The organism is Ehrlichia japonica (assembly GCF_000632845.1).
GTDB lineage: Bacteria > Pseudomonadota > Alphaproteobacteria > Rickettsiales > Anaplasmataceae > Ehrlichia > Ehrlichia japonica.
Window position 1 is genome coordinate 1064966 of record NZ_CP007474.1, and the last position, 26445, is coordinate 1091410.

The 26445-nt window shown below is 30.1% G+C and carries 24 protein-coding genes, 1 tRNA gene and 1 pseudogene; 5 read left to right on the plus strand and 21 right to left on the minus strand.

The window, feature by feature from the left end:
- Positions 1-6: 6 nt before the first annotated feature.
- Positions 7-1944 carry a heme lyase CcmF/NrfE family subunit gene (locus EHF_RS04150; RefSeq protein ID WP_044195557.1) on the minus strand — a complete coding sequence of 646 codons (1938 nt, stop codon included), beginning with the start codon at positions 1942-1944 and terminating at the stop codon, positions 7-9.
- A 597-nt stretch (positions 1945-2541) separates the two neighbouring features.
- Here EHF_RS04150 and EHF_RS04155 point away from each other — a divergent pair.
- Positions 2542-4962 (plus strand): valine--tRNA ligase, encoded by a 2421-nt coding sequence (locus EHF_RS04155; RefSeq protein ID WP_044195559.1) that lies wholly within the window; start codon positions 2542-2544, stop codon positions 4960-4962.
- A 190-nt stretch (positions 4963-5152) separates the two neighbouring features.
- On the opposite strand, the pseudogene EHF_RS04640 reads toward EHF_RS04155, so the two are convergent.
- The 10 genes and pseudogenes from EHF_RS04640 to EHF_RS04200 all read right to left on the minus strand — a co-directional run.
- Positions 5153-5386: pseudogene (locus EHF_RS04640) on the minus strand (F0F1 ATP synthase subunit A); the annotation flags it as partial.
- A gap of 412 nt (positions 5387-5798) precedes the next feature.
- Entirely contained in the window at positions 5799-6245 is a 447-nt protein-coding gene (gene smpB / locus EHF_RS04160) for an SsrA-binding protein SmpB (protein ID WP_044195562.1), read from the minus strand.
- Between the two features lie 21 nt (positions 6246-6266).
- On the minus strand, positions 6267-6905 hold the full coding sequence (gene ribB, locus EHF_RS04165; protein ID WP_044195564.1) for a 3,4-dihydroxy-2-butanone-4-phosphate synthase: 639 nt from the start codon (positions 6903-6905) through the stop codon (positions 6267-6269).
- 17 nt (positions 6906-6922) lie between these two features.
- On the minus strand, positions 6923-7423 hold the full coding sequence (gene greA, locus EHF_RS04170) for a transcription elongation factor GreA (protein WP_044195567.1): 501 nt from the start codon (positions 7421-7423) through the stop codon (positions 6923-6925).
- A gap of 27 nt (positions 7424-7450) precedes the next feature.
- On the minus strand, positions 7451-8977 hold the full coding sequence (atpA, locus tag EHF_RS04175; protein ID WP_044195569.1) for a F0F1 ATP synthase subunit alpha: 1527 nt from the start codon (positions 8975-8977) through the stop codon (positions 7451-7453).
- A gap of 2 nt (positions 8978-8979) precedes the next feature.
- Positions 8980-9543: an ATP synthase F1 subunit delta gene (atpH, locus tag EHF_RS04180; protein WP_044195572.1), complete on the minus strand. Its 564-nt coding sequence runs from the start codon at positions 9541-9543 to the stop codon at positions 8980-8982.
- 361 nt (positions 9544-9904) lie between these two features.
- Entirely contained in the window at positions 9905-10159 is a 255-nt protein-coding gene (locus EHF_RS04185) for a DUF1467 family protein (protein ID WP_044195575.1), read from the minus strand.
- 5 nt (positions 10160-10164) lie between these two features.
- Complete coding sequence (locus EHF_RS04190; RefSeq protein ID WP_044195577.1) at positions 10165-11409, minus strand: heme biosynthesis HemY N-terminal domain-containing protein; 1245 nt, start codon at positions 11407-11409, stop codon at positions 10165-10167.
- Complete coding sequence (locus EHF_RS04195) at positions 11406-12149, minus strand: hypothetical protein (RefSeq protein WP_232228939.1); 744 nt, start codon at positions 12147-12149, stop codon at positions 11406-11408. Before EHF_RS04195 ends, EHF_RS04190 begins: the two co-directional genes overlap by 4 nt.
- Before the next feature lie 44 nt (positions 12150-12193).
- Positions 12194-13426: a lipoprotein-releasing ABC transporter permease subunit gene (locus EHF_RS04200; RefSeq protein WP_044195584.1), complete on the minus strand. Its 1233-nt coding sequence runs from the start codon at positions 13424-13426 to the stop codon at positions 12194-12196.
- Positions 13427-13796: 370 nt separating this feature from the next.
- Here EHF_RS04200 and holA point away from each other — a divergent pair, with 370 nt between their 5' ends.
- On the plus strand, positions 13797-14750 hold the full coding sequence (holA, locus tag EHF_RS04205) for a DNA polymerase III subunit delta (protein WP_269493463.1): 954 nt from the start codon (positions 13797-13799) through the stop codon (positions 14748-14750).
- A gap of 369 nt (positions 14751-15119) precedes the next feature.
- On the opposite strand, the gene gshA is transcribed toward holA, so the two are convergent.
- From gshA to guaA, 3 genes are all read right to left on the minus strand, one after another.
- Positions 15120-16322, minus strand: coding sequence for a glutamate--cysteine ligase (gene gshA, locus EHF_RS04210; RefSeq protein ID WP_044195944.1), 1203 nt, complete (start codon positions 16320-16322; stop codon positions 15120-15122).
- 312 nt (positions 16323-16634) lie between these two features.
- Positions 16635-17885 (minus strand): citrate synthase, encoded by a 1251-nt coding sequence (locus tag EHF_RS04215; protein WP_044195590.1) that lies wholly within the window; start codon positions 17883-17885, stop codon positions 16635-16637.
- 693 nt (positions 17886-18578) lie between these two features.
- Positions 18579-20159 (minus strand): glutamine-hydrolyzing GMP synthase, encoded by a 1581-nt coding sequence (gene guaA / locus EHF_RS04220; protein ID WP_044195592.1) that lies wholly within the window; start codon positions 20157-20159, stop codon positions 18579-18581.
- A 278-nt stretch (positions 20160-20437) separates the two neighbouring features.
- Between guaA and EHF_RS04225 the strand changes: the two genes are divergently transcribed.
- On the plus strand, positions 20438-20719 hold the full coding sequence (locus EHF_RS04225; RefSeq protein WP_044195594.1) for a hypothetical protein: 282 nt from the start codon (positions 20438-20440) through the stop codon (positions 20717-20719).
- Positions 20720-20989: 270 nt separating this feature from the next.
- Here EHF_RS04225 and EHF_RS04780 read toward each other — a convergent pair whose 3' ends face one another.
- The 7 genes from EHF_RS04780 to EHF_RS04245 form a co-directional block, all read right to left on the minus strand.
- Complete coding sequence (locus EHF_RS04780; RefSeq protein WP_156928273.1) at positions 20990-21127, minus strand: hypothetical protein; 138 nt, start codon at positions 21125-21127, stop codon at positions 20990-20992.
- A gap of 70 nt (positions 21128-21197) precedes the next feature.
- Positions 21198-21389, minus strand: coding sequence for a DUF3514 domain-containing protein (locus tag EHF_RS04925; RefSeq protein WP_084475755.1), 192 nt, complete (start codon positions 21387-21389; stop codon positions 21198-21200).
- Positions 21325-21543 carry a DUF3514 domain-containing protein gene (locus tag EHF_RS04230; RefSeq protein WP_269493483.1) on the minus strand — a complete coding sequence of 73 codons (219 nt, stop codon included), beginning with the start codon at positions 21541-21543 and terminating at the stop codon, positions 21325-21327. Before EHF_RS04230 ends, EHF_RS04925 begins: the two co-directional genes overlap by 65 nt.
- A gap of 11 nt (positions 21544-21554) precedes the next feature.
- Entirely contained in the window at positions 21555-21932 is a 378-nt protein-coding gene (locus tag EHF_RS04235) for a DUF3514 domain-containing protein (protein ID WP_044195600.1), read from the minus strand.
- A gap of 538 nt (positions 21933-22470) precedes the next feature.
- Entirely contained in the window at positions 22471-22647 is a 177-nt protein-coding gene (locus tag EHF_RS04785; protein ID WP_156928274.1) for a hypothetical protein, read from the minus strand.
- Positions 22648-22678: 31 nt separating this feature from the next.
- A complete protein-coding gene (locus tag EHF_RS04790) occupies positions 22679-22828 on the minus strand; it encodes a hypothetical protein (RefSeq protein WP_156928275.1) in 150 nt (49 codons plus the stop codon).
- 609 nt (positions 22829-23437) lie between these two features.
- Entirely contained in the window at positions 23438-24646 is a 1209-nt protein-coding gene (locus EHF_RS04245; protein ID WP_044195605.1) for a pyruvate dehydrogenase complex dihydrolipoamide acetyltransferase, read from the minus strand.
- A gap of 367 nt (positions 24647-25013) precedes the next feature.
- Here EHF_RS04245 and EHF_RS04250 point away from each other — a divergent pair, with 367 nt between their 5' ends.
- Together EHF_RS04250 and EHF_RS04255 are read left to right on the plus strand one after the other, a co-directional pair.
- The gene (locus tag EHF_RS04250) at positions 25014-25913 is read left to right on the plus strand and encodes a class I fructose-bisphosphate aldolase (protein ID WP_044195607.1); all 900 of its coding nucleotides are present in this window, start codon (positions 25014-25016) and stop codon (positions 25911-25913) included.
- Positions 25913-25987 (plus strand) — tRNA-Cys (locus EHF_RS04255). The genes EHF_RS04250 and EHF_RS04255 overlap by 1 nt, the downstream gene beginning before the upstream one ends.
- The last annotated feature ends 458 nt before the right edge of the window (positions 25988-26445 follow it).

Here is a 26445-nt window from a genome sequence, read left to right on the forward strand (position 1 = left end):
TGTTTTTTATATACAAGAAGGATTATTGGCTTTTAACATTTTAAGCATTAAAGATTTCCCTGTAACAATACCACTAGAAAACAGTCCTATAATACCACCAAATGCTATTAACAAAAACCCCATCCATATTAAATTTACACAAGGTTTATAATACACTTTCACCGCTATACCTCTTGCCTTATCTATATCACCAATAACGACATAAATATCAGACAACCAATGCCTATATATAGCACTTTCAGTATTCCTTACTCCTTCAACTATATAGAACCTATTTTCAGGAAATATCTTACCCAATATTTCACCAGACTTTACTATTAAAAATCTTCCACGGATAGCATTGTAATTCTCATTTTTTATAAAAGATAATCTAGACAAAATAACTTGAAAATCTTTCACATTAATGGAACTATTTTCCTTCATATAAAGCTCATAGGTTTCACCCCACACAGTAGAACCAATTACTCCAAACATAAAAACAGCAACACCTATATGCGCTATCAGCATAGCATAATACTTTTTAGAACAAGATTTAGCTAATTTTACAGTATTACAAAACGGTACTATAAATATTTTCACTTTCCTACAATATGCCTCTAATACTGACAGAAATAACAAAACTGATAATAGAAGTATTAGAATAATGAAAAAATTATTATCCATAATAAAGGGAAAAATTAGCAAAGTAATAAATCCAGAAAACTTAAAATTTTCTATCAAAATTTTATTTCTTTCCTTATCCAATCCTAAGCTAATTATCATTAGTAACAAAGTACAAAATATTAAATAACTAAATAAAGAATTATAATATGGTGCACCTATAGCAATAACATCTCCAGTAATAAACTCTAAGATTATAGGATATATAGTTCCAATAAACACTATAGTAAATGCTGTTAACAGTAGAACATTGTTAAACAGCAACATTGTAACCTTTGACAAAAACAAAAAATTATATTTTTTTTCCTGAGATTTCTTTATAAAACAAATAAAACTCATTATTCCACTACTAATTATTATACCAATTAACACTAATATATAGAATCCATTTTCTGGATCATTAGTAAAAGCATGAACGGAAATTAAAACACCAGATCTTACTAAAAACGTTCCAATTAAACTCATCACGAATGAACAAATTGATAATAAAATCGCAGAATTATAAAATATATTAAATTTTTTAACTAAAGGCAGCAAATGAATTAAAGCTGTTCCTAACAACCATGGCATAAGTGAGGCATTTTCAACCGGATCCCAAAACCAAAATCCACCCCAACCTAACTCTCTATATGCCCACCAACTACCTAACCCTATTCCTAAAGTTAAAAAAGACCATGCAGTTAGAGTCCACCTGTTTATAACTACTGCCCATCTTACACTATCTTTTTGAGTAATAACACCAGCCATAGCAAGAGAGAATACTACGCTAAATCCTACATACCCTAAATATAAAATAGGAGGATGTACCATTAACCCCATATCTTGTAATATAGGATTAAAACCCAATCCTTCGTATTCAATAGTAGACATCTTCATAAAAGGATTAGCTACCAATAAAGTAAACAATAAGAAACCAAAGTTAATCATATGTTGTATTGATACAGATACTCTTTTAAAATCATCTTCATCAAGGAAAATTTCTAATAAAAAACTATATAGACTTATTACCCACACCCATAATAAGATAGAGCCTTCATAATTACCCCAAATACCAAATATCTTATATAATAAAGGTTTAGTTGTATGTGAATTGTAGTACACATTACAGAATGAAAAATCATCAATAATGTGTATATACAACAATAATCCTACAGCAGCACTTGTCAGCACAAATATCAATACTGTAAGCACTTTTGACCAACAAAAAGATATATTAACAATAAGTGGATAAACTATTGAAAATATACACGCCATCAAAAGCGGAAGCTCTATTAAATTAATCATTATAAATTTTTAACAATACTTAAAAAATAAAAACTATTCATTATAAGACCTTCATAAAAACTTGCAAAGCGTAGCTTTATTGATCTTAAAGTCAAAAAAACAACTATAGTAAGTTAAGTATTAGGGGTATACTACAATGTAAGCTCAAAACATTTGATCACCGCATATTAAGATGTCATTTTACAACATCAGCATTAATTATGCATTTCAATAAAGATCAAAAAATCATTAAATAATACATTAACCTTACACAATAAAATACAAAAATTCCTTCAGTAAAAAACAATCAACAAAACTTATGTAATACAAACAACGGTGTTGGACAATATAAATGCTTCTATGTAATTCTCTTTCAATGATAAAACTATTATAGTATCCACCAAATTCCAGAATAAATCACTATTACAATTAAAATAATATTAAGTAGTTATAATGGCTCTTTTGTCAATTTAACTAATAACAATACATTGCTATAGTACAATTACATAATATATGGTTATGTATAAAAATTACATCAGTATATTAATAAAATTATCATTGTTTCAAGACTAGCAATTCTCTATACTTGAAGGAGAAAAGTAAGTAAAATATTTTACAATGCAGTCTATTTTCAATAATAAATACGAATTCAGAGATATAGAGACAAAATATAACACAATTTGGAACACGACAAAGCTATACAAATGGAAAAACTCAGGGAACAATCAATTTGTAATTGATACTCCTCCTCCAACAATATCTGGACAATTACATATGGGGCATATTTTTAGTTATTGTCATACAGATTTTATTGCAAGATATCAGCGCATGCTTGGAAAAGATGTATTTTATCCTATAGGATTCGATGATAATGGGTTACCAACAGAACGGTTAGTAGAAAAAACAAAGAAAATACGTGCAACAGATATTAGCCGTAAAGAATTTAATACAATATGTAGACAAGTATCACACGAATTTAGAATACAATTTAAACAACTTTTTCAATCCATCGGAATTAGCTATGATTGGGATTTAGAGTACCATACAATCAGTGAAAACATACAAAAGATATCTCAAGCATCATTCATAAACTTATATAACAAAGGGAAATTATACAGAAAATTACAACCTATATTCTGGGATTGCATTGACAAAACAGCCATAGCACGTGCTGAAGTTGAAGAAAATGAGATATCATCTTTTATGAATACAATCACATTTTCTACAGAAACAGGTATTCCAATAAATATTGCAACAACCCGACCAGAACTTATGCCAGCTTGTGTTGCTGTATTTTTCCATCCTTCAGACGCAAGATATAAGCATCTTCTCGGACAAAATGTGATAGTACCAATATTTGGCAATAAAGTAAAAATATTACCAGATGACCAAGTAAAAATAGACAAAGGAACTGGTCTTGTAATGTGCTGCACATTCGGAGATGAAATGGATGTATACTGGTGGAATAAACACAATCTAGATACTAAGATTATCATTAGTAAATCAGGTACTATATATAATCTAACTAGCAATACACCCCAAGGACAAAGTGTATGTAACCAATTACATGGGTTATCAATAATAAAAGCTAGAGCATTAATCCTTGAAATACTAGATCAGAATAATTTACTAAGACACAAACAAGAAATTATTCATAATGTTAAATGTGCAGAAAGATCAGGAGCACCTATTGAAATACTATTAAGCCATCAATGGTTTATTAAAGTAGTAGAAATAAAGCAAGAACTATTACAACAAGTACAAAAAATTAACTGGCATCCAAAGTCGATGCGTAAGCAAATAGAAATTTGGATAGAAAGATTGAATTGGGATTGGTGTATATCACGTCAAAGATACTTTGGAGTACCATTCCCAGTTTGGTATTCTAAAGAAGATGGAAAAGTTATCTTACCTGATATTAATAAGCTGCCAGTAGACCCAGTAAATGATTTACCTGAAGGATATCAAGATACAGAAGTAGAAGCAGATACTGATGTAATGGACACTTGGGCTACTAGCTCATTATCTATTCAATTCCATAATACATCTACAATACCTACCAATTTACGAGCTCAAAGTCATGAAATTATAAGGTCTTGGGCATTTTATACTATTTTGCAAGCCTATTACTACAACAATGATATACCGTGGGAAAACATTATGATTAGTGGATGGTGCCTTGCAGAAGACAAAACAAAAATGAGTAAATCAAAGGGAAATGTTTTGACTCCAAATAAACTCTTGGAAGAATATGGAGCAGATGTAGTACGTTACTGGGCTGCAAACTCTAAATTAGGAGCAGACACTACATTTTCTAGTGAAATTCTAAAATTAGGTAAGAGGTTTACTACTAAGCTTTGGAATGCAAGTAAATTTGTTTCAATGGTTGTCAATCAGTATTCGGAAGTAGATTTACGATACATAAAAGAAACAATGGATAAGTGGATACTATCAAAACTATATAAAGTCATCATTAAGGCAACAGAAAGTTTTAACTCTTTTGAATATTGTATAGCACTTGAATATATAGAATCTTTTTTTTGGCAAGATTTCTGTGATGATTATCTCGAATTATCTAAGAAAAGAGCATATGGAGAGGTTAACAGCCAAGAAACCCTAAGTGCAATACATACTCTATCATTCGTGTTAAGAGAATTACTCAAAATGTTAGCACCTTTTATACCATATATTACAGAAGAAATATACAACACACTCTATAGCAACAACAATTCAATTCATAACCACAATAATTGGCCTATTGCAGATTCAGGTTTGTATAGCGAGTCAGATGAATTATTAGGAGAAGACTTTATAGAAATTCTTAATCAAGTACGCAAACTAAAAGCAAATGCTCAATTATCTGTCAAATATAAAATCAATAAACTAATCATCAGCAGTCAGAATTGTAATTTCCCTAGTTCATTAGAAAATGATTTAAAAGCCGTCTGTAATGCTGATCACATAGTCTATGTTAATAAATCAATAATTGATACTAATGAAGAAAAATTTCTAGTATCAGCAGAATTTGCTAACGAGTAAAATCTGATAAAGCTCCCTATAGAAAGATTAATAACACAGCATGTCATGTTACCATATCAGCAGCAAGACAACCTTAATAGATTTATAAGATACACAGTATATAAATAAAATTACCATTGGACTCAACTAACCCAGTATACCTTTTATAAGAACCTCTAATTTGAAACTTTTTGCTATATAAAAATAACCCCACCATAGATATTGTAAATGTTACTGCAATATGCCAACAATAAACCCTATGGGAGTAGCACACCTAGTAAATTACATGTTATTTAATAAATGTGAATATTGTGAAAACTAAAAGTATATATTGCAATCCTTCCTTACCAACATTACTTTCTATTGTTGAAAGGATAAAGTTATAAATAACCTCAATAATTAACTGTACTATATTTGGCAGGATATGTTCTTTCGTTAATCCAACACAATAAACAAAGACATTATATAGAGGGTAGTAAACACTTTATAATAAAACATATCGATATATAAATTCCAAAATTATTTACAATACAAGTTATCAAAAAACATATAAACCACTTCGTTTCTGCTATAAATTGATTCTAAATAAGTATTATTGTATAAAAAATACATGATATTTCAAAGCATCTATAACATACTTACTATAACCAATAAATAAAACAATTTAACACAACTCAATTTATAAGGTTCTATAGAAACAACCAAAATATAAATACCATACTGCTTTATAAACTTTACATATGAAGCTTCTACATCACTAACTACCATATGTTGTTTTTCTTCCCCATTTTAAAAACTCAGAGTAATAAGCTTTACATCATACATATGTATGAAGCGCTTATATTTTTAATATCACATTAATCACCACGTAATACTCGACTTTTTTGTCTATTCCAATCCCTGGTTTTGATAGTCTCTCTTTTATCATGGAGCTTCTTGCCTTTTACAATAACAATCTTAGCTTTCGCTAGCCCTTTATCATTAAAATATAAGAACAATGGCACAACAGTAAAACCATCATTCTTCATATTTCCAGATATTTTATATATTTGCTTTTTCTTTAATAACAACTTCCTAGGCCTAGTAGGATTATGATTCCTAGCACTTGCCTGATTATACTCTGAAATATGCAGATTACATAACCATAACTCCATATTTCTTTCAGTAACATACGCTTCAGCTATACTTACTTTTCTCTGTCGCAAAGACTTTACTTCACTACCAACTAATACAATACCCGCATCAAATTCCTGAATAATAAAATAATTAAATCTTACTTTACGATTTTCAACTATGATATCCACAGAAAAATTGTACTCCCAATATTACCAGTTTGCTTTTACATATTGAATAAGTTTATCTATACTAGTAACTTTAATATTATAACGCTGAGAAAACTCTATAATATCAGGCATTCTTGACATTGTTCCATCAGGATTCATTAATTCACACACCACAGCTATTGGAGCTGATCCTGCAATTTTTGCAATTTCAACACTTGCTTCTGTATGGCCAGACCTTTCTAATACCCCACCTTTCTTAGATACAATAGGAAAGATATGTCCAGGTGTTACAAAATCATCTTTTGTAACATTTTCACTGACAACTGTAAGTATAGTATGGGCTCTATCACGAGCAGAAACACCAGTTGTAATACCATAACGAGCATCTATAGAAGTTGCAAAAGATGCACTATTATCATTAACATGCCTCCTCGGCATAAATTCTAATCCTAACTTATACATGAAATCTTCTGTAATAGATAAACACACAATACCGCTACCATGAGTTATCATAAAATTAACTACATCACTTGTTATTTTCTCCGCTAAAACTACCAAATCACCTTCATTTTCCCTCTGCTCATCATCAATTAGAATAAACACTTTACCTTGTTTAGCATCTTCAATAATATGCTCTATAGGAGAGATAAAACTTGAACTTTCTGATACAATAATACCCATTAATCCTCTCACCTTCTTTATATAAATTCAATCTTTATAATCTTATATATTCTATAATCACCTTTTGGAGTCTTAACTTCTACAATATCACCTTCTTTTTTTCCTAACAAAGATACAACTAAAGGAGATTTTATTGAAATCATTTGTCTTGAAATATCAGCTTCATATTCACCAACAATCTGATAAACCACTTCATCAGTATTACCAGTTTGTTCATCATATATAGACATAGTCACAGTTGCCCCAAACATAACAGTATCTCCAGACAAACTCGAAACATCTATAACTTCAGCCCTAGATTTTTTTGATTCCAACTCCATTATTTTACTTTCTACTAACCCTTGTCTTTCACGAGCAGCATGATATTCTGCATTTTCAGATAAGTCCCCCAACTCCCGTGCTTCGGAAATAGACTTAATAATCTTAGGTCTCTCATGTTTTAATGACTCTAATTCTAGTTCAAGTTTTTCAAATCCACTTTTTGTAATAGGAAATCTCGCATTCATATAGTCATTCATAAGCCATACCTAATAATACAGAACTACTCAAAACTTAGAAGTAATCTTACTTATAATATCTAATAACAAATCTTTTACATCATCAGTAAAATTATTTAATATACTACCTAAAATATCTGGATAGTTTTCATTAAGTTCTTTCAAAAGTATTTCTTCAAATTTACTCACATCATTTACGCTAATACCATCTAAACAACCACTTGTACCAGCAAATACCACAGCAACTTGTTCTGCTACAGATAACGGAGAATACTGCTTTTGTTTTAACAATTCCATCATCCTCCTACCCCTATCTAATACTTTCTTAGAATGTACATCAATATCAGATCCAAACTTTGCAAAATCTTCCAACTCTCTATACTGTGCTAAACTTAATTTCACAGAACCTGAAACTTTTTTTACAGATTTGGTTTGTGCAGCAGAACCTACCCTTGAAACAGATAACCCAACATTTACAGCTGGACGGAATCCTTTATAAAAAATTTCAGACTCAAGGAAAATCTGACCATCAGTAATTGAAATCACATTAGTTGGAACATAAGCAGATACATCTCCAGCCTGCGTTTCAATTATTGGTAGAGCAGTTAACGAACCACCTCCCTCCTTATCAGACATTTTAGCTGCTCTTTCTAATAATCTAGAATGCAAGAAAAATACATCACCAGGATATGCCTCACGACCTGGAGGACGTCTTAACAATAAAGACATTTGCCTATAAGCAACAGCATGTTTTGACAGATCATCATATACAATTAAGCAGTGCATTCCATTATCTCTAAAAAACTCTCCCATTGCACAAGCAGCATATGGGGCAAGATACTGCAACGATACAGTATCTGAAGCTCCAGCGACAACAACAATTGTATATTCTAAAGCTCCACTTATACGCAACCTGTCAACTATTCTTGCAACAGAAGAATTTTTCTGTCCTATTGCAACATAAACACAGTAGACTTTCTCCTTTTCTGAAGCTGTATCATTATGTGCTTTCTGATTAATAATAGTATCAATTGCTATTGCAGTTTTTCCTGTTTTTCTATCACCTATAATTAACTCACGTTGCCCACGTCCTATTGGTATTAACATATCTATAATTTTAATACCAGTCTGCAAAGGTTCGGTAACAGACTGTCTTGCAATAATACCTGGAGCCTTAATTTCTATTGGCAATCTAATATTATTATCAATATTACCAAGACCATCAATAGGATTACCTAACGCATCAACTACTCTTCCTAGTAATTTTAGCCCAACAGGAACATCCATCAATTTTCCTGTACATTTTGCAGTATCACCTTCCCCAACGCTTCTTTCATCGCCAAACACAACTATACTAGCAGTATCACAGTCTAACCCTAATACCATACCTGTAATACCATTAGCAAAAACTATCACTTCTCCAAATTTCGCTTTTTCTAATCCATATACCAAAGCTATACCATCTTTAATAGATATAACCTCACCTACACTATCAGATTTTACTTGATTATCAAAATTCTCAATACGCTCCTTAATAACTTTTAACACTTCACCTGGAGATATAGTATTATTCATTATTATACCTTACTTTCACTTATATTACGTATAGCCATTTTACTAAGTTCTCGTAAACTTTGTAAATAACTATTTAACGAGACATCTATCACGTCAAAATTCACCCTAATAATAAAACCACCTAAAATACTAGGATCTATATTGTTTGTGATACTAACAACTTTCCCATATTTCTCAAATAATACATTACATATACCCTCTTTTTCTTGCTTTGTTAGTAAAGCACATGAAGTAACAGAGATATCCACTTCTCTATTATGTTTTTTTACTAAATCAAGGAATGTACCAAAAACTTGCAATAATATATTCCCTCTATTATTTTCAATAACAACCAACATAAACTTGACTAATATAGGGTCAACACAACCTTCTATTACTTTAACAAGCTCTACCTTGTACTCTCTTAACACTCTAGGATTAGACAAAAATAGAAAGACATCATTAGAAATCTCAAAAAGATTCATGACAAACTTTACACTTTTATAAATAGAGTCTACATTATCTGAGACACTAAATAATGCTTGAGCATAACAAGATACTAAATGTCCACCTCTATATTGAGTCATAAGATTTTAAAGGAAACACAAAACAGCAAAATGTTATACATTATAGTAGCACCAGTCAAGTATTTTATATCTTAACGAACAAGATAACCGGCTATTCTCCTAAGCAATTATACTTAATAAATATTCAAAATTTCTCAATTAATAATAACACTTCCTCACTACTTACAAAATACTCTACTGATTTGTAAACAATGGATATATATCATTTAATAATAAAACATACTATAATGTATTAAGACATAAATTTCAATTTTAAATTAGCATTTATACATTCAAGTAACACCTTAACTGAACTAATTCAGTACATACATATTATACAAACTGAAGCTTCGATTACAGTTCAAATTTACTACTAATGTCTTTATATAAAAGTGATTAGATCATATATATATTCAAAATTTATGTATCCTTTAATCTTTAAATAAATATATAAGCCAGTAAGTAATGCTGATGTGACAGTTGCAATTATTAACTTAATAAACAAATAAGATTTAACAGGAGCACTACTTGCAATACCAACTACTGGATTATCAGAAACCTTAACCTTTATAGGTAATATTAAAAATAAAATAACCCACCAAGATACTATAAAAAATACAATATTTTCAATAACCATATAACTTAAATCCAAACTATGGTATTAAAACTTTTACAATGATCACACTCATAATGCCAACGTGTAGGAGTATACTTACACTTCGCACAGCTCCAATGTTTATCTGCTATAGCATCTTTAGTAATTTTATCTACCCAATACAAGAGTTCACTATGATCTTGTGATAATACTTTTAGTTTCAGCATTAAAAAGTACAAAGAAATATAAGTTTGAGTCTTGAAACTATGATTTAAATATTTCATTGCTGCATCATACTCACCTAAATTTATAGCATCCTGTGCTATAAGATATATACTAAAGTAATACCCAGTATTAAAGCTGTATAACTTATGTACAGCATGACTATTATGTTGCATGATGTCTAAATAGAAATTTGCAATATCAGGATGCGGATTAGTACGATATTCGTATTCAAGAATACTCACTGCTTTACGTTTTCTATCAGTATCTATATAAAACTGAGCTTTAAGTAATGTAACAGCAGTACTATACCACTGCGAACAATTCTTAATGTTATCAAGTACCTTTAAACCATCATCATACTTTTGAAGATCATAATATTGTTTTGCTAAAGCATAATAAAATATACTAAGCATTTCTTGCATATTATAGGGTAAACTTATCCTTAATTTCATTACCTTCTTCATTTCCTCAATCGCATTACTCCAATCTCTAGAAATGCGGTATATTTCTAACTTAAAAATAGTTGACCACGATTGCTTATAAAAAACTTCCAGCATTTTCCTTAATAAACTCAGCTGTTGGATCTGATCTTGTGTTTGCATAATAACACTCAACAAGTATACACCTAACGATGTATCTATAACCGGAACAACCTTTGTAAATTGCGTGAAATATTTCTCAGCTAATGTATACTTTTTATTATCAAAACAAACCCTTCCTTTTAATAAAAATAAAGATGGATGATTAAAATTTCCTAGCTTTATTATATTCTTTTCTGCTCTTTCAATATCTCCACAATTTAAATACATATAACCTTGTTCTAATAAGGTCATTTTTTTACTCTGCAAATTCCTTCCATACCTATACACACATCGAGAAATACAAAAAATAATCCTCATTAGTAGAATTAAAAGAAGGAAAACAACAGCAACGATAAATAATGTAAAAAGGACATTTATTTCAATATCATAGCCCAACCAATCTATTCTGATAATCCCATCGCAATCTATTCCCCATAATCCTACAATAAGTGCAACAACAACAAAGATTAAAACGCTTGTAATCATGAAACACCAGGTAACTTAATTATATATTTTGATAACTGATCATATATCACTGATATGTTCTTTTCCATAGATACTATATCTTCTAGCTGTTGTATCCATAGTTCTAGTTCTGCAACAGATGATAACTCCTTCTTAGAAAAGTTTAATGCATCACTCCAAAGACTAGCATCAAGATAGCCTTCTACTTCTTTTAAATTATGAAGCAGTACATCTTGCTGATTTTTTACTACAATCCATTTAAAAAAAACTTTTTGGACCATATTAGAACGCAAATAATGTAACTCATGAGCTATTTTTTTGAATGAGAATTTCAATCTACTGAATGTAGTCAATTTTTTGCTATCCAATCTTTCAATCTCAGCCACAGCCTCATTGATTTTATTATCATCAAGTTTAAGTAACATAGGTTTTATTGAGTAGATTATACTTTTTACTGATATATCCCCCAAAAATGCCTCTTTTAAATTAATGACAGACAACAAAAGCTTTGCAAGCCATTCTTCACTAGAACAGCTTATAATATCATTATTCTCTGACGTAATTATACGTTGCACGGGACAATTTTCCTTTTGTTTACTTAAATATGAATTAAGCAAACTCTGATTTACCTGTACTAAAACAGACCGTACATCATTTTCCATCACTTCTCTATACTGTTGACTAAATACAGCTAGGTCTTTTTTTACATCTAAATAAGAAAAAACAGCACATATAGAACAAGAAGTGGCTATCAAAATCATAAAAAACCATCCCCATACTGCCCTCATCACCATATTAACCCCTACTATTCATGCCGTAAAATATCTGCTGGATCTTGACAAGCAGCTTTTCTAGCAGGAAGCATAGCTGCAGTTAGAGATAGAAATAACGATAATAATGATATTTTCACCACATCCTCTACTAATAAAACAGAAGGCAAGGTATCAAAAAAGTAAATTATAGGATCAAAAATATTACTATCACTAATTTTTTCTAACATACTTTTAATTTCATCAATGTTCAAAGAAACTACTACACCTACTATACAACCTAATATTGTACCTATAAACCCTATAAAAAACCCACACATACAAAATATTCTGAGTATACCACAACGTGTCACACCTAATGTACGCATTATAGCAATTGCTGCCTTTTTATCTTGCACTAATATAGACAAGCTTGAAATAATATTAAATGTTGCAACTATTATAATTAAAGTCAATATAAAAAACATTACATTACTTTCAATTTTCAATGCATGAAAATAACTGCCTTGTTGCATTTTCCAATCTTCACCCTTCATATTTGTTTTACTTTCTATTATGTCCAGTATTTCTGATGACTTATTAATATCAAGAACTGATACTTCTATACTTTTAACTCTATTATCATAACGGAAAAATAACTGTGACGCATGTAAAGGCATATATACTAATGTACTATCGTATTCATACATTCCAACATCAAATATTGCAACAACCTTATAGGTTTTCATCCGCGGTATGTTTCCTATAACTGTAGATATACTTTCTGATGATATAATAGTAAGTTTATCTCCATAATTTACATGTAAAATCTCAGCTAATTTTATACCTATAGCAATACCATCATTAAATTCAGCAATACTACCACTAACTATATTGTTTGCTATTATATCATTACGCTCTATATCTTGCTTTTCTATACCTCGAACTATCACTCCGGATACATTACTATTAGACTTAATCATAGCTTGATTCTCAGTAATAGAAACAGCATCTTTCACTCCAGGAATCTCCTTGATTAACCTTGTGATATCATGATAATCATAATTAATATTATCATTAAAATAAATTGCTATATGACCATTTAATCCTACTACACAATTCAACAGTTTTTCTCCAAACCCATTCATGACAGACATAACTATAATTAATGTAGCAACTCCTAGTGTGATTCCTATTACAGATAACATAGTAATCATAGAACACAAAAACCCACTACTACTAGATTGTAAATAACGTAGTGCTAACATCAATTCAAATTTAAACCACATCTTACACCGACAAAATAATATTATTAATTTACAATCATTAAGATGATAATACAAAATTACATTACTGATAATTAATAATTTATAAACATTTTGTAAACAAACAATATTGTATATGCTATATATTTATGTAAAAATTTATCAATTTAAGCATAAAACAACGTATTTAAGATTTTACATAAATATTGGATTTACACTCATTGTAGTACCTGAACTCCTAAAAGTATGCACATTAAGTTATATTTGAAAATGCTGCTAAAATAGATTGTCAAAACATACCTTACTGAGATATCTTTAAGTTTACTCTAGTAAAATAAATGCTGTGAAAATTACATCATCAAAATTATATTCCTTTTTTAACAGTCCACAATCTGTGAACAATATACTTATCTATGGCAATGATTATGGTAAAATTAACATGTATAAAGAAAAATTTATCAATCATGTTAATATAAATTCTGATTTTACTATAAGTAATCTTGATTTCCCTACAGTAAATAAAAATCCTAGCACATTATTTATAGAATTAACCACAATATCTATGTTCTGTGAAAACAAATTGATTATACTAGCTAATGGAGAAAAATCTATCTCTCAGGAGCTAAAACACATCTTAAACAACAATATAGGTAACAACTATGTCATTATAACTTCTGGAGAATTATCTACTGATTCCACCTTAAGACAATATTACGATAATTCACAAAATGCTGCTTCTATAGGATGTTATAAAGACGATAATGATAATCTTACATTTATAATATCAGATTTTCTAACGAAAAATAAAATATACTACAACAGTATAACGCTACAGTACTTACACAATGTTTTATCACAAAACTGCAATGCACTACAGCCAGAACTTGAAAAACTTATGTTATATATAGGGAATGACAAAAATTTAACAACTCAAAATATCCAAGAAAGTTTATTGACAGAAATAGACCCAGTATCAGAAGATCTATGTGTATCCATTGCAGAAAAAAATCTAGAAAATTTCACAAAATTCTCTGACATATTACTTAAAAACAAATTCACCCCAATAGCCTTAATAAGGATTCTTATTAAATATTTTTTAAGGTTAGAATACTTAATAAGAACCGTAAAAAACGGTGAACCAATAAACCAGGTATTAAAGTCTATACATCCCCCTATATTTTTCAAATCAATCCCTACAATAAAGAAACACATATCTGCAATTTCACATTCTGAAGTTAACAATATAATAAGAAAATTAGTAGAAATAGAAATACAGTGCAAAAAATCAGATCTAAATCAAGAAATGATATTCAAATATTATCTTACAGCAATGATTATTACTAAATAAGATAGTAGGACTAGTGTTATTAACATTATACCTCTTAAAAAAGACGAAATTCTAAATGTAATATATCCAAATTTGCATTACTCCTGATAAGATTTAAAGTGTTTAGGCTTTTATCTGTTTTATATATGTAAGCAAGATACTATGGCTAATGCCCAGATACAGACACCCTTACCTATACAGCATTTGATAAAATTGATATTCAAAACATTAGAAATTTTGTTATATGTTAATTATGCAACATATACATTATATCATTATACAACGCACACAGTTTTCAGTTAATAAACAGATCTACTTAATCAACAAGCTATATTCTTAAGATTAAATATTATTAGCATTAGTAATTTAATATCTAATTTATTTCATTAATTAACACTTACATATATCATGCATCTCAATTGCTGCAGCTAAAGCAGCTATTTTCCCAATTATATTCCAACATAACATGTCTTGTTGTCTATAACTTACATCTACAAAATCACAACCTACAGAATTCAAGTTAGAAAATCTATCTTTCACAGCATGATATCTGTACAAATAGCATGAAGGAGTATGACCTATAAAATAAACTAACGGTTCAGCCACATAACCATTAAAGATTTCTCTAGTCGTAATACCTTCTTGTATTATTACATTATTGACAATCTTACTATCTTTAATTTTTTTCATTTTATTACGGTTTTTCTTATTGAGTGTTAAGACATCATCTCCACAATAAGCCACCACAATTCCCATACCATAAGTACCATTATCCGCCTTTATAAACACGTATGGCTGCTCTTTAATACTATATAATTGAAATTTATCACGTACTTTATCAATAATTACATCTACTTTACTAGCAATACTATCAATACCTTGACCATTTAAAAAACAAATATTACTACAATTAGAGAACAATGTTGAAATCAACCAAGGATCAATATTAAAATTCTCACAAAACTCTCTAGATAACTTTTCATAAGTAGAAAAATGATTAGATTTACTTCTATTAAACCAACCCAAGAATAAAGATGGCATAATGCTTTGATATTTTAGATTTTGCAGTACTTTAGGAATTCCACTAGTCATATCATTATTAAGCAAAATAAGATCAGCTATGAATCCGTATCCAGCTTGAAGTATACCATTATCATTAGTAAGATATAAACAATTTATCACATGTCCAGTTGATGACATAAGTTTTACATTTTGACTTATATCACATACACCTACCTCAACAATAAAACCTGCATTATCAACTATATTTCTTAAAGTAATCAAACTATCAATATATTTTAGATTCCTCGTATGATTCTCTGCTACAATTAAAACCTTACTACAATTCATGCGATTAACTATATACTCTCTTAACAATTGAGAAGTATAACTTTGTGATTGCTTAGTAAAATTATTATACCCTGCAGGAAAAATGTTAGTATCTACAGGAGCAATTTTATAATCAGATATCCTTAAATCAACCGAAACATTTAAAACCGGATTATACTTAGAAAATTTACTAGAAAACCAATTCTCTATATCTAATTTATACTTTTTGAATATATCATTTAATGTATCAACAATTATCGTCATTAGACCTAATAAAACCACTGCTAGCAAATTCACATAATATCAATATCTTAGATAATTATCCATAGTTAAGCATACTAAAATCCTGCTTATGCAACATTATAATTATAGTACATAATTTTTGATATCATATCTATATTTCATATCCCAAGATAACTCTTATATAATTAACACATATTTCCATTACATACACTCCTAAATTTAGGGTTATGTACTGAATAGATACATAATAATTTTTAAGACATACTCATTCTACCAAATCCGTAATTAATACTGATACACCAGCGTAAATATCTAATAACAATAGCACAAAAACTAGATTTTTGAAATATAACCAGTATATAACTGACGCGGACGACATATCTTATAATTTTTATTTGCCACCATTTCATACCATTGAGCAGACCAACCAGACGTTCTAGCCAGTGCAAATAATGTAGTAAACATCCTTACTGGAATTCCGATAGCTTTTAGAATAATTCCAGAATAAAAATCTACATTAGGGTATAAATTACGCTCAATAAAATAGCTGTCTTGTAATGCAATGTTTTCTAATTCTACCGCTACTTCTAATAATGGATCATCTATACCTAAATCATTTAATACCTCTCTACAAATTTTACACATAATTTTAGCCCGTGGGTCATAATTTTTATATACTCTATGACCAAAACCCATTAATCTCGTAGTCTTACTACCATCTTTCACTTTTTGAATAAACTGTTTTACGTTACTTGGTTTTTCAATTGTCATTAACATATTAATTACAGCTTCATTTGCTCCACCATGAGCTGGACCCCATAAAGTTGCTGTTCCTGCTACTAAACAAGCAAATAAATCTGCTCCTGAAGAACCAGCTAACCTAACAGTAGCGGTAGAAGCATTTTGCTCATGATCAGCATGTAATATAAAGATAATATCTAAAGCTTTAGCAACAACCTGAGTGAATTTATAAGAAGAAATATCAAACATCATATGCACAAAATTTTTACTGTAAGATAATTTTGTATCAGCTGTAATGAAATCCTGATTAGTTATATATCTATAAATCAGCGCTACCATACTTGCAATTTTAGCCACTGCTAATTTAGCATACTTTAATTCATCTTTATCAGCTTCTTGATCATGATAATATGATGCTAAGGCAGAGAAACATGCCATTAATATAGACATAGGATGTGAATCTTGTGAAAACGATTTTATAACATCATAAACTACCTGAGGAGGCATATATTCTTGAGAAATTTGTAATGTGAAATTTTGTAAATCCTCAGCACTAGGAAAAACACCGTAAAATAGCAAGTATATTATTTCTACAAAACTCTTATTTTTATTTACTAGATCTACTATGTTATGTCCTCTATAACACAATATACCTTTATTTCCATCAATAAACGTAATCTTGGATTCACAAGCAGCAGTAGACATAAAACCTGGATCATAAGTTAATATTCCTGTATTTTTATACAAAGAAGTAATATCTACAGCTTTATCTCCATTAGTATCATACAACACTGGTAATTTTATCTTTTGCCCATCCAATTCTAATGTTGCTTCTTTGATCATAATTCCACCCAAATTAATAATAATGATGTATACTTTGCTTATATAACACAAACAGATAAATATTAAAAATCCAAACACTTTAAATTTTATCAGAAAGTAATGCAAATTTGTATATATTAAACTCAAAACTTTATCTTTTCTAAGGGACTTACATATAAAATTTTATAATATTATTAATACTAATTTTTAACTTTTCGTAAAATAACCTAATTTCACATATAAATACTTATAACCTAAAATATGACTGAGTTCTAACCACACTCTATTTAAAGCTATCACTAACAACTATAACTTTCTACTACACTTTATTATATTTCCTCAAAGCTATTATTAATATATTCCTCCTTCCGTTTAACATTCTCCTATGAAAATCCAACATCAATTATTAATAAAACTGTCATATTATAAAAATACGTTGACTATTAAAAACTGATAAGATTTAATCTTTTCTTAATTTATAAAACATGGCACAGATAATTTCTTCAAATTAGTATAAACCTACAACTACTATAAACTTCTAACATGATTAGCCTTAACAAACCTAAAATTTTTTCACTAATTTACTAACTTCAGCAAATCATTTTAGCTTCTCTTATAAAATTTTACATGCTCATCAGCAAACCGCCTATATAATAGACAACTCTAGGAGTTATTACATAAAAGCATATCTAAACTTCTAAGTTCTTCAATTATCTATTCCCATTCAATTGTAGCTGGAGGTTTAGATGTAGTATCATATACCACTCTATTAATTCCTTGAACATTATTTACAATAGCATTACTAACATCCTTAAGAAACTCATAGAAGACTAATTTAGTTTCCAAATCTACTTCAAATGGAAAACATTCTGCAGTCATACCATCACTAGAAGTAACTGCTCTTAAAGCACAAGTATAACCGTAGGTCCTACTATCACCCATTACCCCTACTGTTTTCACTGGTAATAGCACTGCAAATGCCTGCCATATAATATCGTACAAGTTATATTTTTTTATAAGATCGATATATATCTCATCAGCAGCTTGTAACATACTTACTTTTTCTTGAGTAACTTCACCTATTATCCTAATTGCTAAACCAGGACCTGGAAATGGATGACGTCTTAATATCTCATTCGATATACCAAGCTTCTTTCCTAATGATCTAACTTCATCTTTAAATAGAAATCTTAGTGGTTCAACAAGTTGTAATTTCATTACATCAGGCAACCCCCCAACGTTATGATGTGATTTGATAGTTACACTTTCTTTCTCAGCAGGACCACCAGACTCTATAACATCAGGATATATGGTACCTTGCATTAAAAATTCTACCTCTCCTATCTTATTCGCTTCCTCTTCAAACACTTTGATAAATGTTTTTCCTATTATCTTTCGCTTTTGTTCTGGATCAGTAATAAACTGAAGTCTATTCAAAAATATCGATGATTTATCAACAATAGTTACAGGAATCTTAAACTGATCAATAAATAACTGCCTTACTTTTTCTGCTTCATTATAACGCAGTAATCCATTATCAATAAAGATACAACACAATTGATCTCCTATTGCTCGATAAGTTAGAGCTGCAGCAACACTAGAATCTACACCACCACTAAGCGCAGCTATTACTTTTTTATTCCCTACTTGTTTCTTTATAAGATTTTGCTGATCATCTAAAAAAGAATCCATTGTCCAACTATTCTTACAATCTGCTATCTTTACAAAATTAGCAAGTAACTTTATACCATCTGGAGTATGATACACCTCAGGATGAAACTGCATTCCATAAATTCTTCTTTTTTCATTGCTTATCATCGCAATTGTATTATTCAATACACTATATGCTATGACTTCAAATCCATATGGAACATCACACACACTATCTGCATGACTCATCCACACGGAAGCCTGTTCTCCTACTTTCCATACATCTTTTATTATTTCTGACCCTTTTACAATATTTAAAGTAGCTTTTCCAAATTCCTTACCATAACTCTGCACAACTGTTGACTTGAAATAATTACTCAAAAGTTGTAATCCATAACATACTCCCAACACTGGAACAGAAGTTCTCTCATTTAATTCAATAATATCATGAACAATTTTAGGTATCTCTGTCAAATTAAAGACTGACTTAGGCCCTCCAGACAAAATAAATGCTTTACTGTCTTTTATGCGATCGAATACTACATCATGTGCAAAAATTTCAGAATAAATATTTAATTCTCTCACTCTCCTAGCAAGCAATTGCGTAAATTGCGACCCAAAATCAATAATTGCTACTCTTGACATTTATGTTACCTCATAATTGCAGAAAAATAAAAATTCATTTTTATAAATTCGTAAAACAAAAACTTACCAATTCATAACATAAGGAAGAGCTTCTATCTAATATTGCTACATAAAACAACACTAAGCACTTATAACAAACTTAAAACACAATGCAGATCTTTTAAGACTCGTATTAATGTAATTACTATACCAAAAAAGTCACCTCTCAACAAGAATTATGATTTTATTAATAAATATAGAATAAAATCTAAATTAATCATAAATTTAGGTACAACCACATGAATGAAGAATTATCTTTAGATGAAAGTTTAGATAGCGCTATGGATTATGTTGAAAAAGGATGCAAAACAAAAATAGATCCAAAAATGAAAGCATGTATAAAAAAAGAAGTTAAATCAGCAATTCCAGAGCTAAATAAGGTATTAACACCTTTAATTACTTCTGCACTTAATACAGAGCAAAAAACATTATCACAAAATCAGCAAGAAGAATTAGTGAAGCATTTTATAAAAATTATGATGCCACACATGCAAAAAATCATGGTAGCATCTGACCAATGAACAGGATTCCTTTCAGCATATTGACTACTTCCCCATTAATAAAACTACATATCATTGATGTAGACTTCTATAAGCATTGTAAATTTTTGATGTTTATAATGCTTATAGCTATTATATTGCTATACCGTTTATAAAAAACTTTAGATAAACATTCATTTCTTCCCTACAGTATATGATTGTGTAAACTGCAATAAAAAATCAATAATGGAAGGCCTTCTAATAATTATTATTAAAACATTCACAAGTTCATATATTTGTAAATATCTAATATTAACTTAGATTTTGGTAATCACAAGATGAGTCATATCCCATTGTTAGATATTCCTTTTCTACCACTTTATAATACATGTCTATATCTTGTCGTATAAGAGATAGAGCATTCTTATCTAACAGAAACGTTTTTTGCATAACGTACTATATTAGCCACAATAAGATCAAAATTCATAGAATTTGTATCCATATGATGTTTACTTTATCATCAAAACCCTTTAGGACATCGTCGCATGATACTCCATGGAATGTTGAGTCCAGAAATTTCATGTACATGATTCTTCGCTGGGTGATATAAATGCCTAAATGCTCTCCTAATACTGCAAGAGCACTGACTAAAGGCTACAGTACGAAATAGTAACTCTTTTCCTATATGTCCTTTTGCAATTAGCTTTTGTATCCTTTCCTATCTTGATTTTTCCAACAAAACTTTCCGCTTTAACCATCACATGATACATCTGTCCAAAACACGTAACACAAGATAATACTATAAGATCTACTAAGCTCGCAAATTTCTTACTTGCACTTGACATGCATACAAATTTACAACACATGTCTAGTAAGTTCACATAAAACTTACTAGGATACAGCTTATAAGTAGTTTGATGTTGAGAAAACTTACATAATTATAGAAAATTGTACTTGGTCGTGTTAATGGAGATATTAACTGAGAATGACTTGCAGCACGCAATTTAATAATCATACTATCTACCAATTTTTGATTATCAAAATGACTTGCACAATATTTCACACTATTATATACACAAGCTTGATAAAATCTAGTTAGCATATGCTCAAGAGCTCCCAGTTTAATTACGAAGGCACATAGGGGCAAATTTTCAGTTACCCGGCGGCCGACAAAAAAACACTTGTATTCACTCTTAAGCATAACCTGCTTATTCTCATGCACATCAAACACATTTACCATAAAACTAAGAGCCATATTCCGTATGCATCCTTACAAAATATTAGAGTACCTTGGAAGCGCATTATACTGTATCTAGACTCTTTAGCAGACCATTGCTCAGCATGTAAGAAAACACGAGGGAGAGTCACATAAGATGTTTTACAGGCAAAACGTTACTGGTGTTAATATCCTCCTCCTTCTGTAGTCCGTTTAAGCTAGTACTTGATGATTCAGCCTCAACATTATTAGGAAGCGTAACACTGCCAACTGCCCTTAGAGATTTCTGTAGTCTTATTTTGATTTTGTAGTAACTCCCTCACCTTTTAAGCAGCTTGTTTTTCCATTCTGCTCATTAGAGCTTTTTTCCTTTGAACCCAGTGTCTTTACTTTAACTTGCCAGTACAATTCACTGACGCCATAGAACTAGCACTACTTAAGTCCATAAATACTATCCTTCCCAACATTCCTACTTAAAGGTTTTCCTGAGGCTTGATCACCACGAATCTTTGGCTTTGCGCCTTCTTTTAATACTTACTTTCCAAATTTTGTGATTGATTAACAGCCTCCTCATGACTTACAACACAAGAAATTTTTCAGTTTGAATACAACTTTTTGACACATTAAAAAGAGGATCTTTCTTAGTGTCTCTTAATTTTTCGTGACTTCTTCTAGAAGACCTATTGGACAATGCTATTAGATTTCCTGATACAGGACCAGATCTAATCCTGGTCTCTTCTTTGTTATAGCACACAAGCCTGTTTCTTCCGTTACTATAACACTCTTTAGCATAGAAGTTCAAGCTCTAAATTAGAGAGCCGCTGTGTCAACTGTTGCTCCAACTCATCACTGATTCTCTTACTCTTCGATTTTCTCTTTTTACTAGATTTAGCAGATGACTTCGATACAGCTTTTGTAGTTTCATCATCATTCATTAACGTCACTACAGAAATAACAGCACCACTTATAGGAAGTATCAGAAATACACCTTATTAATAGCCAGAAAAGATAGGCTAGGTTAGTTACTTTAGGGTATATCATAATTTACTGATTCTTTTAAACAATATAGTAGTTTTATTACTACCCATTCACGTAAGAGAATTACCTAATAAAACAATACAACACATTATCCTAACTTTCTAACTATATGAAAAAGCAAAAAATTACTTTTAACAAATATAATTAAAACAATACACTCTAAACATAGTGGTAATATTTCCTTATTCAAGATAGCTAATTCTCCAGAAGTTTCATAAATAAACCTCACAAATCTTAAAAGAAACCTAGCTAAGAATAAATATACATAATCCAACCTTATTATATATTTACACCATTTCTTTTTCTCAAAGTTACCTAGATAACACATATCAAACAGTGAATTGATACGCAACAAAAACACAGTCAGATAAATATTATTTGTTCAAACAGTTTAACAACTAAAGGAAATGTAGATTAAGCATATGAAAAAGCTAAGATAGATATACAACTATTTCAATATAAATACAAAAACAACCCAATGAGAGTAATGTAAGGCTTAAAATTGTCTATATCAACATTAAAAACGGCTTCTCTAAATAAGACTTAAAGCAATTTAAAAATCTTGCTGCTAGCACACCATCAATCACTCTATGATCTACAGATAATGTTATTGTCATAACATTTGAAATACATACTTGGTCATCAATAACTATCGCTTTCTTTTCAGAACATCCAACAGACATTATACAGGATTGTGGAGGATTAACAATTGCATAAAACTCTTTAATACCAAACATACCAAGATTAGAAACAGTAAAACCTCCACCTTGGAACTCTTCTGGTTTTAATTTGCCAGACTTAGCTTTACTAGCTAATACTTTAACTTCACTTGATATTTCTAACAAAGATTTTTTATCTGCATTGAAAACAATTGGGGTAATAAGTCCATTATCAATAGATACAGCAACTGAAATATCAACACTATGAAATACAACTATTTCATCATCAGACCAAGATACATTAATTTCAGGAAATTTCTTAATACTCATAGCAACAGCTTTAATAATGAAATCATTTACTGTAACTTTACTATCAGGATTTTCAGCATTAATTTCTAATCTTAGCTTTAATAGATCATCTACCAAACAATCTATCGAAACATAAAAATGAGGAATCGTTTGTTTAGAATATACTAAACGTTCTGCTATTACCCTACGCATGCTACTAATTTCAGTAAAAGAACTCTCTACAGAAGAATTAGAAACATTACCTTTTTGATTTACAACATCTAGTATATCAGCTTTTACAATTCTTCCATAAGGACCCGTTCCTTTTACTAAATTGATATCAACACATAGGTCGGAAGCAATCTTTTTGGCTAAAGGACTAATTTTAATTCTTTTACATGAATCAGAAGGGCTATTTAACATTTCAGTATTTACAACCTGTTGACTAACCTGTGATGTAACCGATTCATCTTTAGGGATATCATCACTTCTCTTATATGAATGAATTCCGACTAAATCTTGTTCATCTACAGCAATTAATGCTATTAATTGGTTCACTTCTATATTCTTGCTTCCTTCTTCAAAGAAAACTTTGCCCATTATACCATCTTCATCTGTGTACTCAAATTCCATAACAGCTTTATCAGTTTCTATATCAGCTATTATATCACCTGATTTGACTACATCCCCTTCTGACTTATACCACTTTCTTATAGTCCCACTTTTCATAGTTGGAGAAAGAGCAGGCATCAATACTTCTATTGGCATTATTTAACATCAAAAAAATCTTTTATACACCATTACAGTATTAGGCATGTATTGTCAATCCCATTATAGGCACCATTTATTCTAAGCAATAGGGATAAATAATTTATACTTAAAGCACATTATTTCCAATTGTTCCGAATAGACCTAAGTTAAACTAGTAAAATTATATCAAATCTGACACAACTTATACAATACACCCCCATGGTATACATTAATAATCTATCTATCAATTATCATCTATACAAGCTACTTATGAATACCTTCCGTCATCAATATATAAGTTAAACTAATGCAAACACATTTTATTTCTTGTAGTAGACAAAAAACTTGCTAATATTATTATATTTGTTTAACGTATAGAAACTTTGTGCTAGCCAGTAATCGTATTCAAGATATTTTGGGGTTTTACGAAAGCGAGAATCCAGGGGTAAAAGCAAACCTGGTAAGAATGTTGTTACATGGTAAGGTAGCTGGTAGCGGGAAGTTGTTAATATTACCCGTCGACCAAGGAATGGAGCATGGACCAACCAAGAGCTTCTCACAAAATCCTCAATCTTATGATCCACATTACCATTTTAAATTAGCCATTGAAAGTGGGTTTAGCGCATATGCAGCTCCACTTGGTATGCTTGAAGCAGGAGCATCTACTTATGCTGGTCTTATACCTCTTATACTTAAACTAAATAGCTCTACACTGCTTTCTCCAAGAAATAATCTGGATCAAGTGGTAACTTCTTCTATAAAGGATGCGTTAAAATTAGGATGTTCAGCTATAGGAATAACTATTTACCCAGGTTCTCATAATTTCTTTTCTATGATTCGAGAAACAAGAGACCTTATTGCAGAAGCAAAAGCAGCAGGGTTAGCAGTTGTAATATGGTCATATCCACGAGGAAATGATATTTCAAAACAAGGAGAAACAGCAATAGATATAGTAGCATATGCTGCACATATTGCAGCATCACTTGGAGCAAATATCATAAAAGTCAAGTTACCAACAAATCATATAGAACGAGATCCTATACCTTATGATATTTCATCTTTAGAAAAAAGGATAGAATATATAAAATTATCCTGCTTTGCAGGAAGGAGGTTAGTTGTCTTTTCGGGTGGAGAAACAAAAACTGATGAAGAATTATTTAAAGAAATACAGTCAATAAAATTAGGTGGAGGAGATGGATCGATTATAGGACGTAATTCCTTCCAAAGATCAAAAAGTAATGCTATATCAATGATAGGAAAAATAGTAAAAATTTATAACAGTTAGGCTAGGTGGCAGAATGGTTCATGCAGAGGACTGCAAATCCTTTTACATCGGTTCGATTCCGGTCCTGGCCTCCAATTTCTAATATAAGAAATTCTTTGTAAAATTTGATTGTAACAAATTCTATTATTGAAACCCCACCACAAATTCTCTTTGAGGATCTTTTCTTTAAAATATTGCCTCAAAACATAAAATAACACTTAAATTATTGCTTGATAAAATACAACTTATTGTTGGAATTATGCATTGAAAGTTTTATTGTCATAAAAAAATTAAAAATCTTATATACAATAAGCCTATCCATTACTACACTAGCAAAACACTACGATTACTAATCGGAGGAAAAATTTTAACAAAATATTCAAAAGCTTTGTTAATAATATTAGATAAAGAAGTTGTGGCTACCTATAAACAGCACTTACAATCCTCTAAACTTTGCTAATATTATTAGATAAAGATTGTTGCTATCTATAAACAGCACTTATAATCCTCTAAGCTTTGTTAATATTATTAGATAAAGAAGTTGTGGCTACCT

Excerpts from the sequence above, each read along its gene's own strand:
- EHF_RS04230 (WP_269493483.1), bottom strand. The coding sequence starts at position 21,543 with ATGTGTTGTAAATTTGTATGCATGTCAAGTGCAAGTAAGAAATTTGCG.
- EHF_RS04195 (WP_232228939.1), bottom strand. The coding sequence starts at position 12,149 with ATGATTTTGATAGCCACTTCTTGTTCTATATGTGCTGTTTTTTCTTAT.
- atpH (WP_044195572.1), bottom strand. The coding sequence starts at position 9,543 with ATGACTCAATATAGAGGTGGACATTTAGTATCTTGTTATGCTCAAGCA.
- EHF_RS04245 (WP_044195605.1), bottom strand. The coding sequence starts at position 24,646 with ATGCCAATAGAAGTATTGATGCCTGCTCTTTCTCCAACTATGAAAAGT.
- EHF_RS04780 (WP_156928273.1), bottom strand. The coding sequence starts at position 21,127 with ATGCAAAAAACGTTTCTGTTAGATAAGAATGCTCTATCTCTTATACGA.
- gshA (WP_044195944.1), bottom strand. The coding sequence starts at position 16,322 with ATGACGATAATTGTTGATACATTAAATGATATATTCAAAAAGTATAAA.
- EHF_RS04215 (WP_044195590.1), bottom strand. The coding sequence starts at position 17,885 with ATGATCAAAGAAGCAACATTAGAATTGGATGGGCAAAAGATAAAATTA.
- EHF_RS04200 (WP_044195584.1), bottom strand. The coding sequence starts at position 13,426 with ATGTGGTTTAAATTTGAATTGATGTTAGCACTACGTTATTTACAATCT.
- atpA (WP_044195569.1), bottom strand. The coding sequence starts at position 8,977 with ATGAATAATACTATATCTCCAGGTGAAGTGTTAAAAGTTATTAAGGAG.
- guaA (WP_044195592.1), bottom strand. The coding sequence starts at position 20,159 with ATGTCAAGAGTAGCAATTATTGATTTTGGGTCGCAATTTACGCAATTG.
- ribB (WP_044195564.1), bottom strand. The coding sequence starts at position 6,905 with ATGGGTATTATTGTATCAGAAAGTTCAAGTTTTATCTCTCCTATAGAG.
- EHF_RS04185 (WP_044195575.1), bottom strand. The coding sequence starts at position 10,159 with ATGGTTATTGAAAATATTGTATTTTTTATAGTATCTTGGTGGGTTATT.
- EHF_RS04235 (WP_044195600.1), bottom strand. The coding sequence starts at position 21,932 with ATGGCTCTTAGTTTTATGGTAAATGTGTTTGATGTGCATGAGAATAAG.
- EHF_RS04225 (WP_044195594.1), top strand. The coding sequence starts at position 20,438 with ATGAATGAAGAATTATCTTTAGATGAAAGTTTAGATAGCGCTATGGAT.
- EHF_RS04790 (WP_156928275.1), bottom strand. The coding sequence starts at position 22,828 with ATGAATGATGATGAAACTACAAAAGCTGTATCGAAGTCATCTGCTAAA.
- greA (WP_044195567.1), bottom strand. The coding sequence starts at position 7,423 with ATGAATGACTATATGAATGCGAGATTTCCTATTACAAAAAGTGGATTT.
- EHF_RS04150 (WP_044195557.1), bottom strand. The coding sequence starts at position 1,944 with ATGATTAATTTAATAGAGCTTCCGCTTTTGATGGCGTGTATATTTTCA.
- EHF_RS04155 (WP_044195559.1), top strand. The coding sequence starts at position 2,542 with ATGCAGTCTATTTTCAATAATAAATACGAATTCAGAGATATAGAGACA.
- EHF_RS04190 (WP_044195577.1), bottom strand. The coding sequence starts at position 11,409 with ATGATTACAAGCGTTTTAATCTTTGTTGTTGTTGCACTTATTGTAGGA.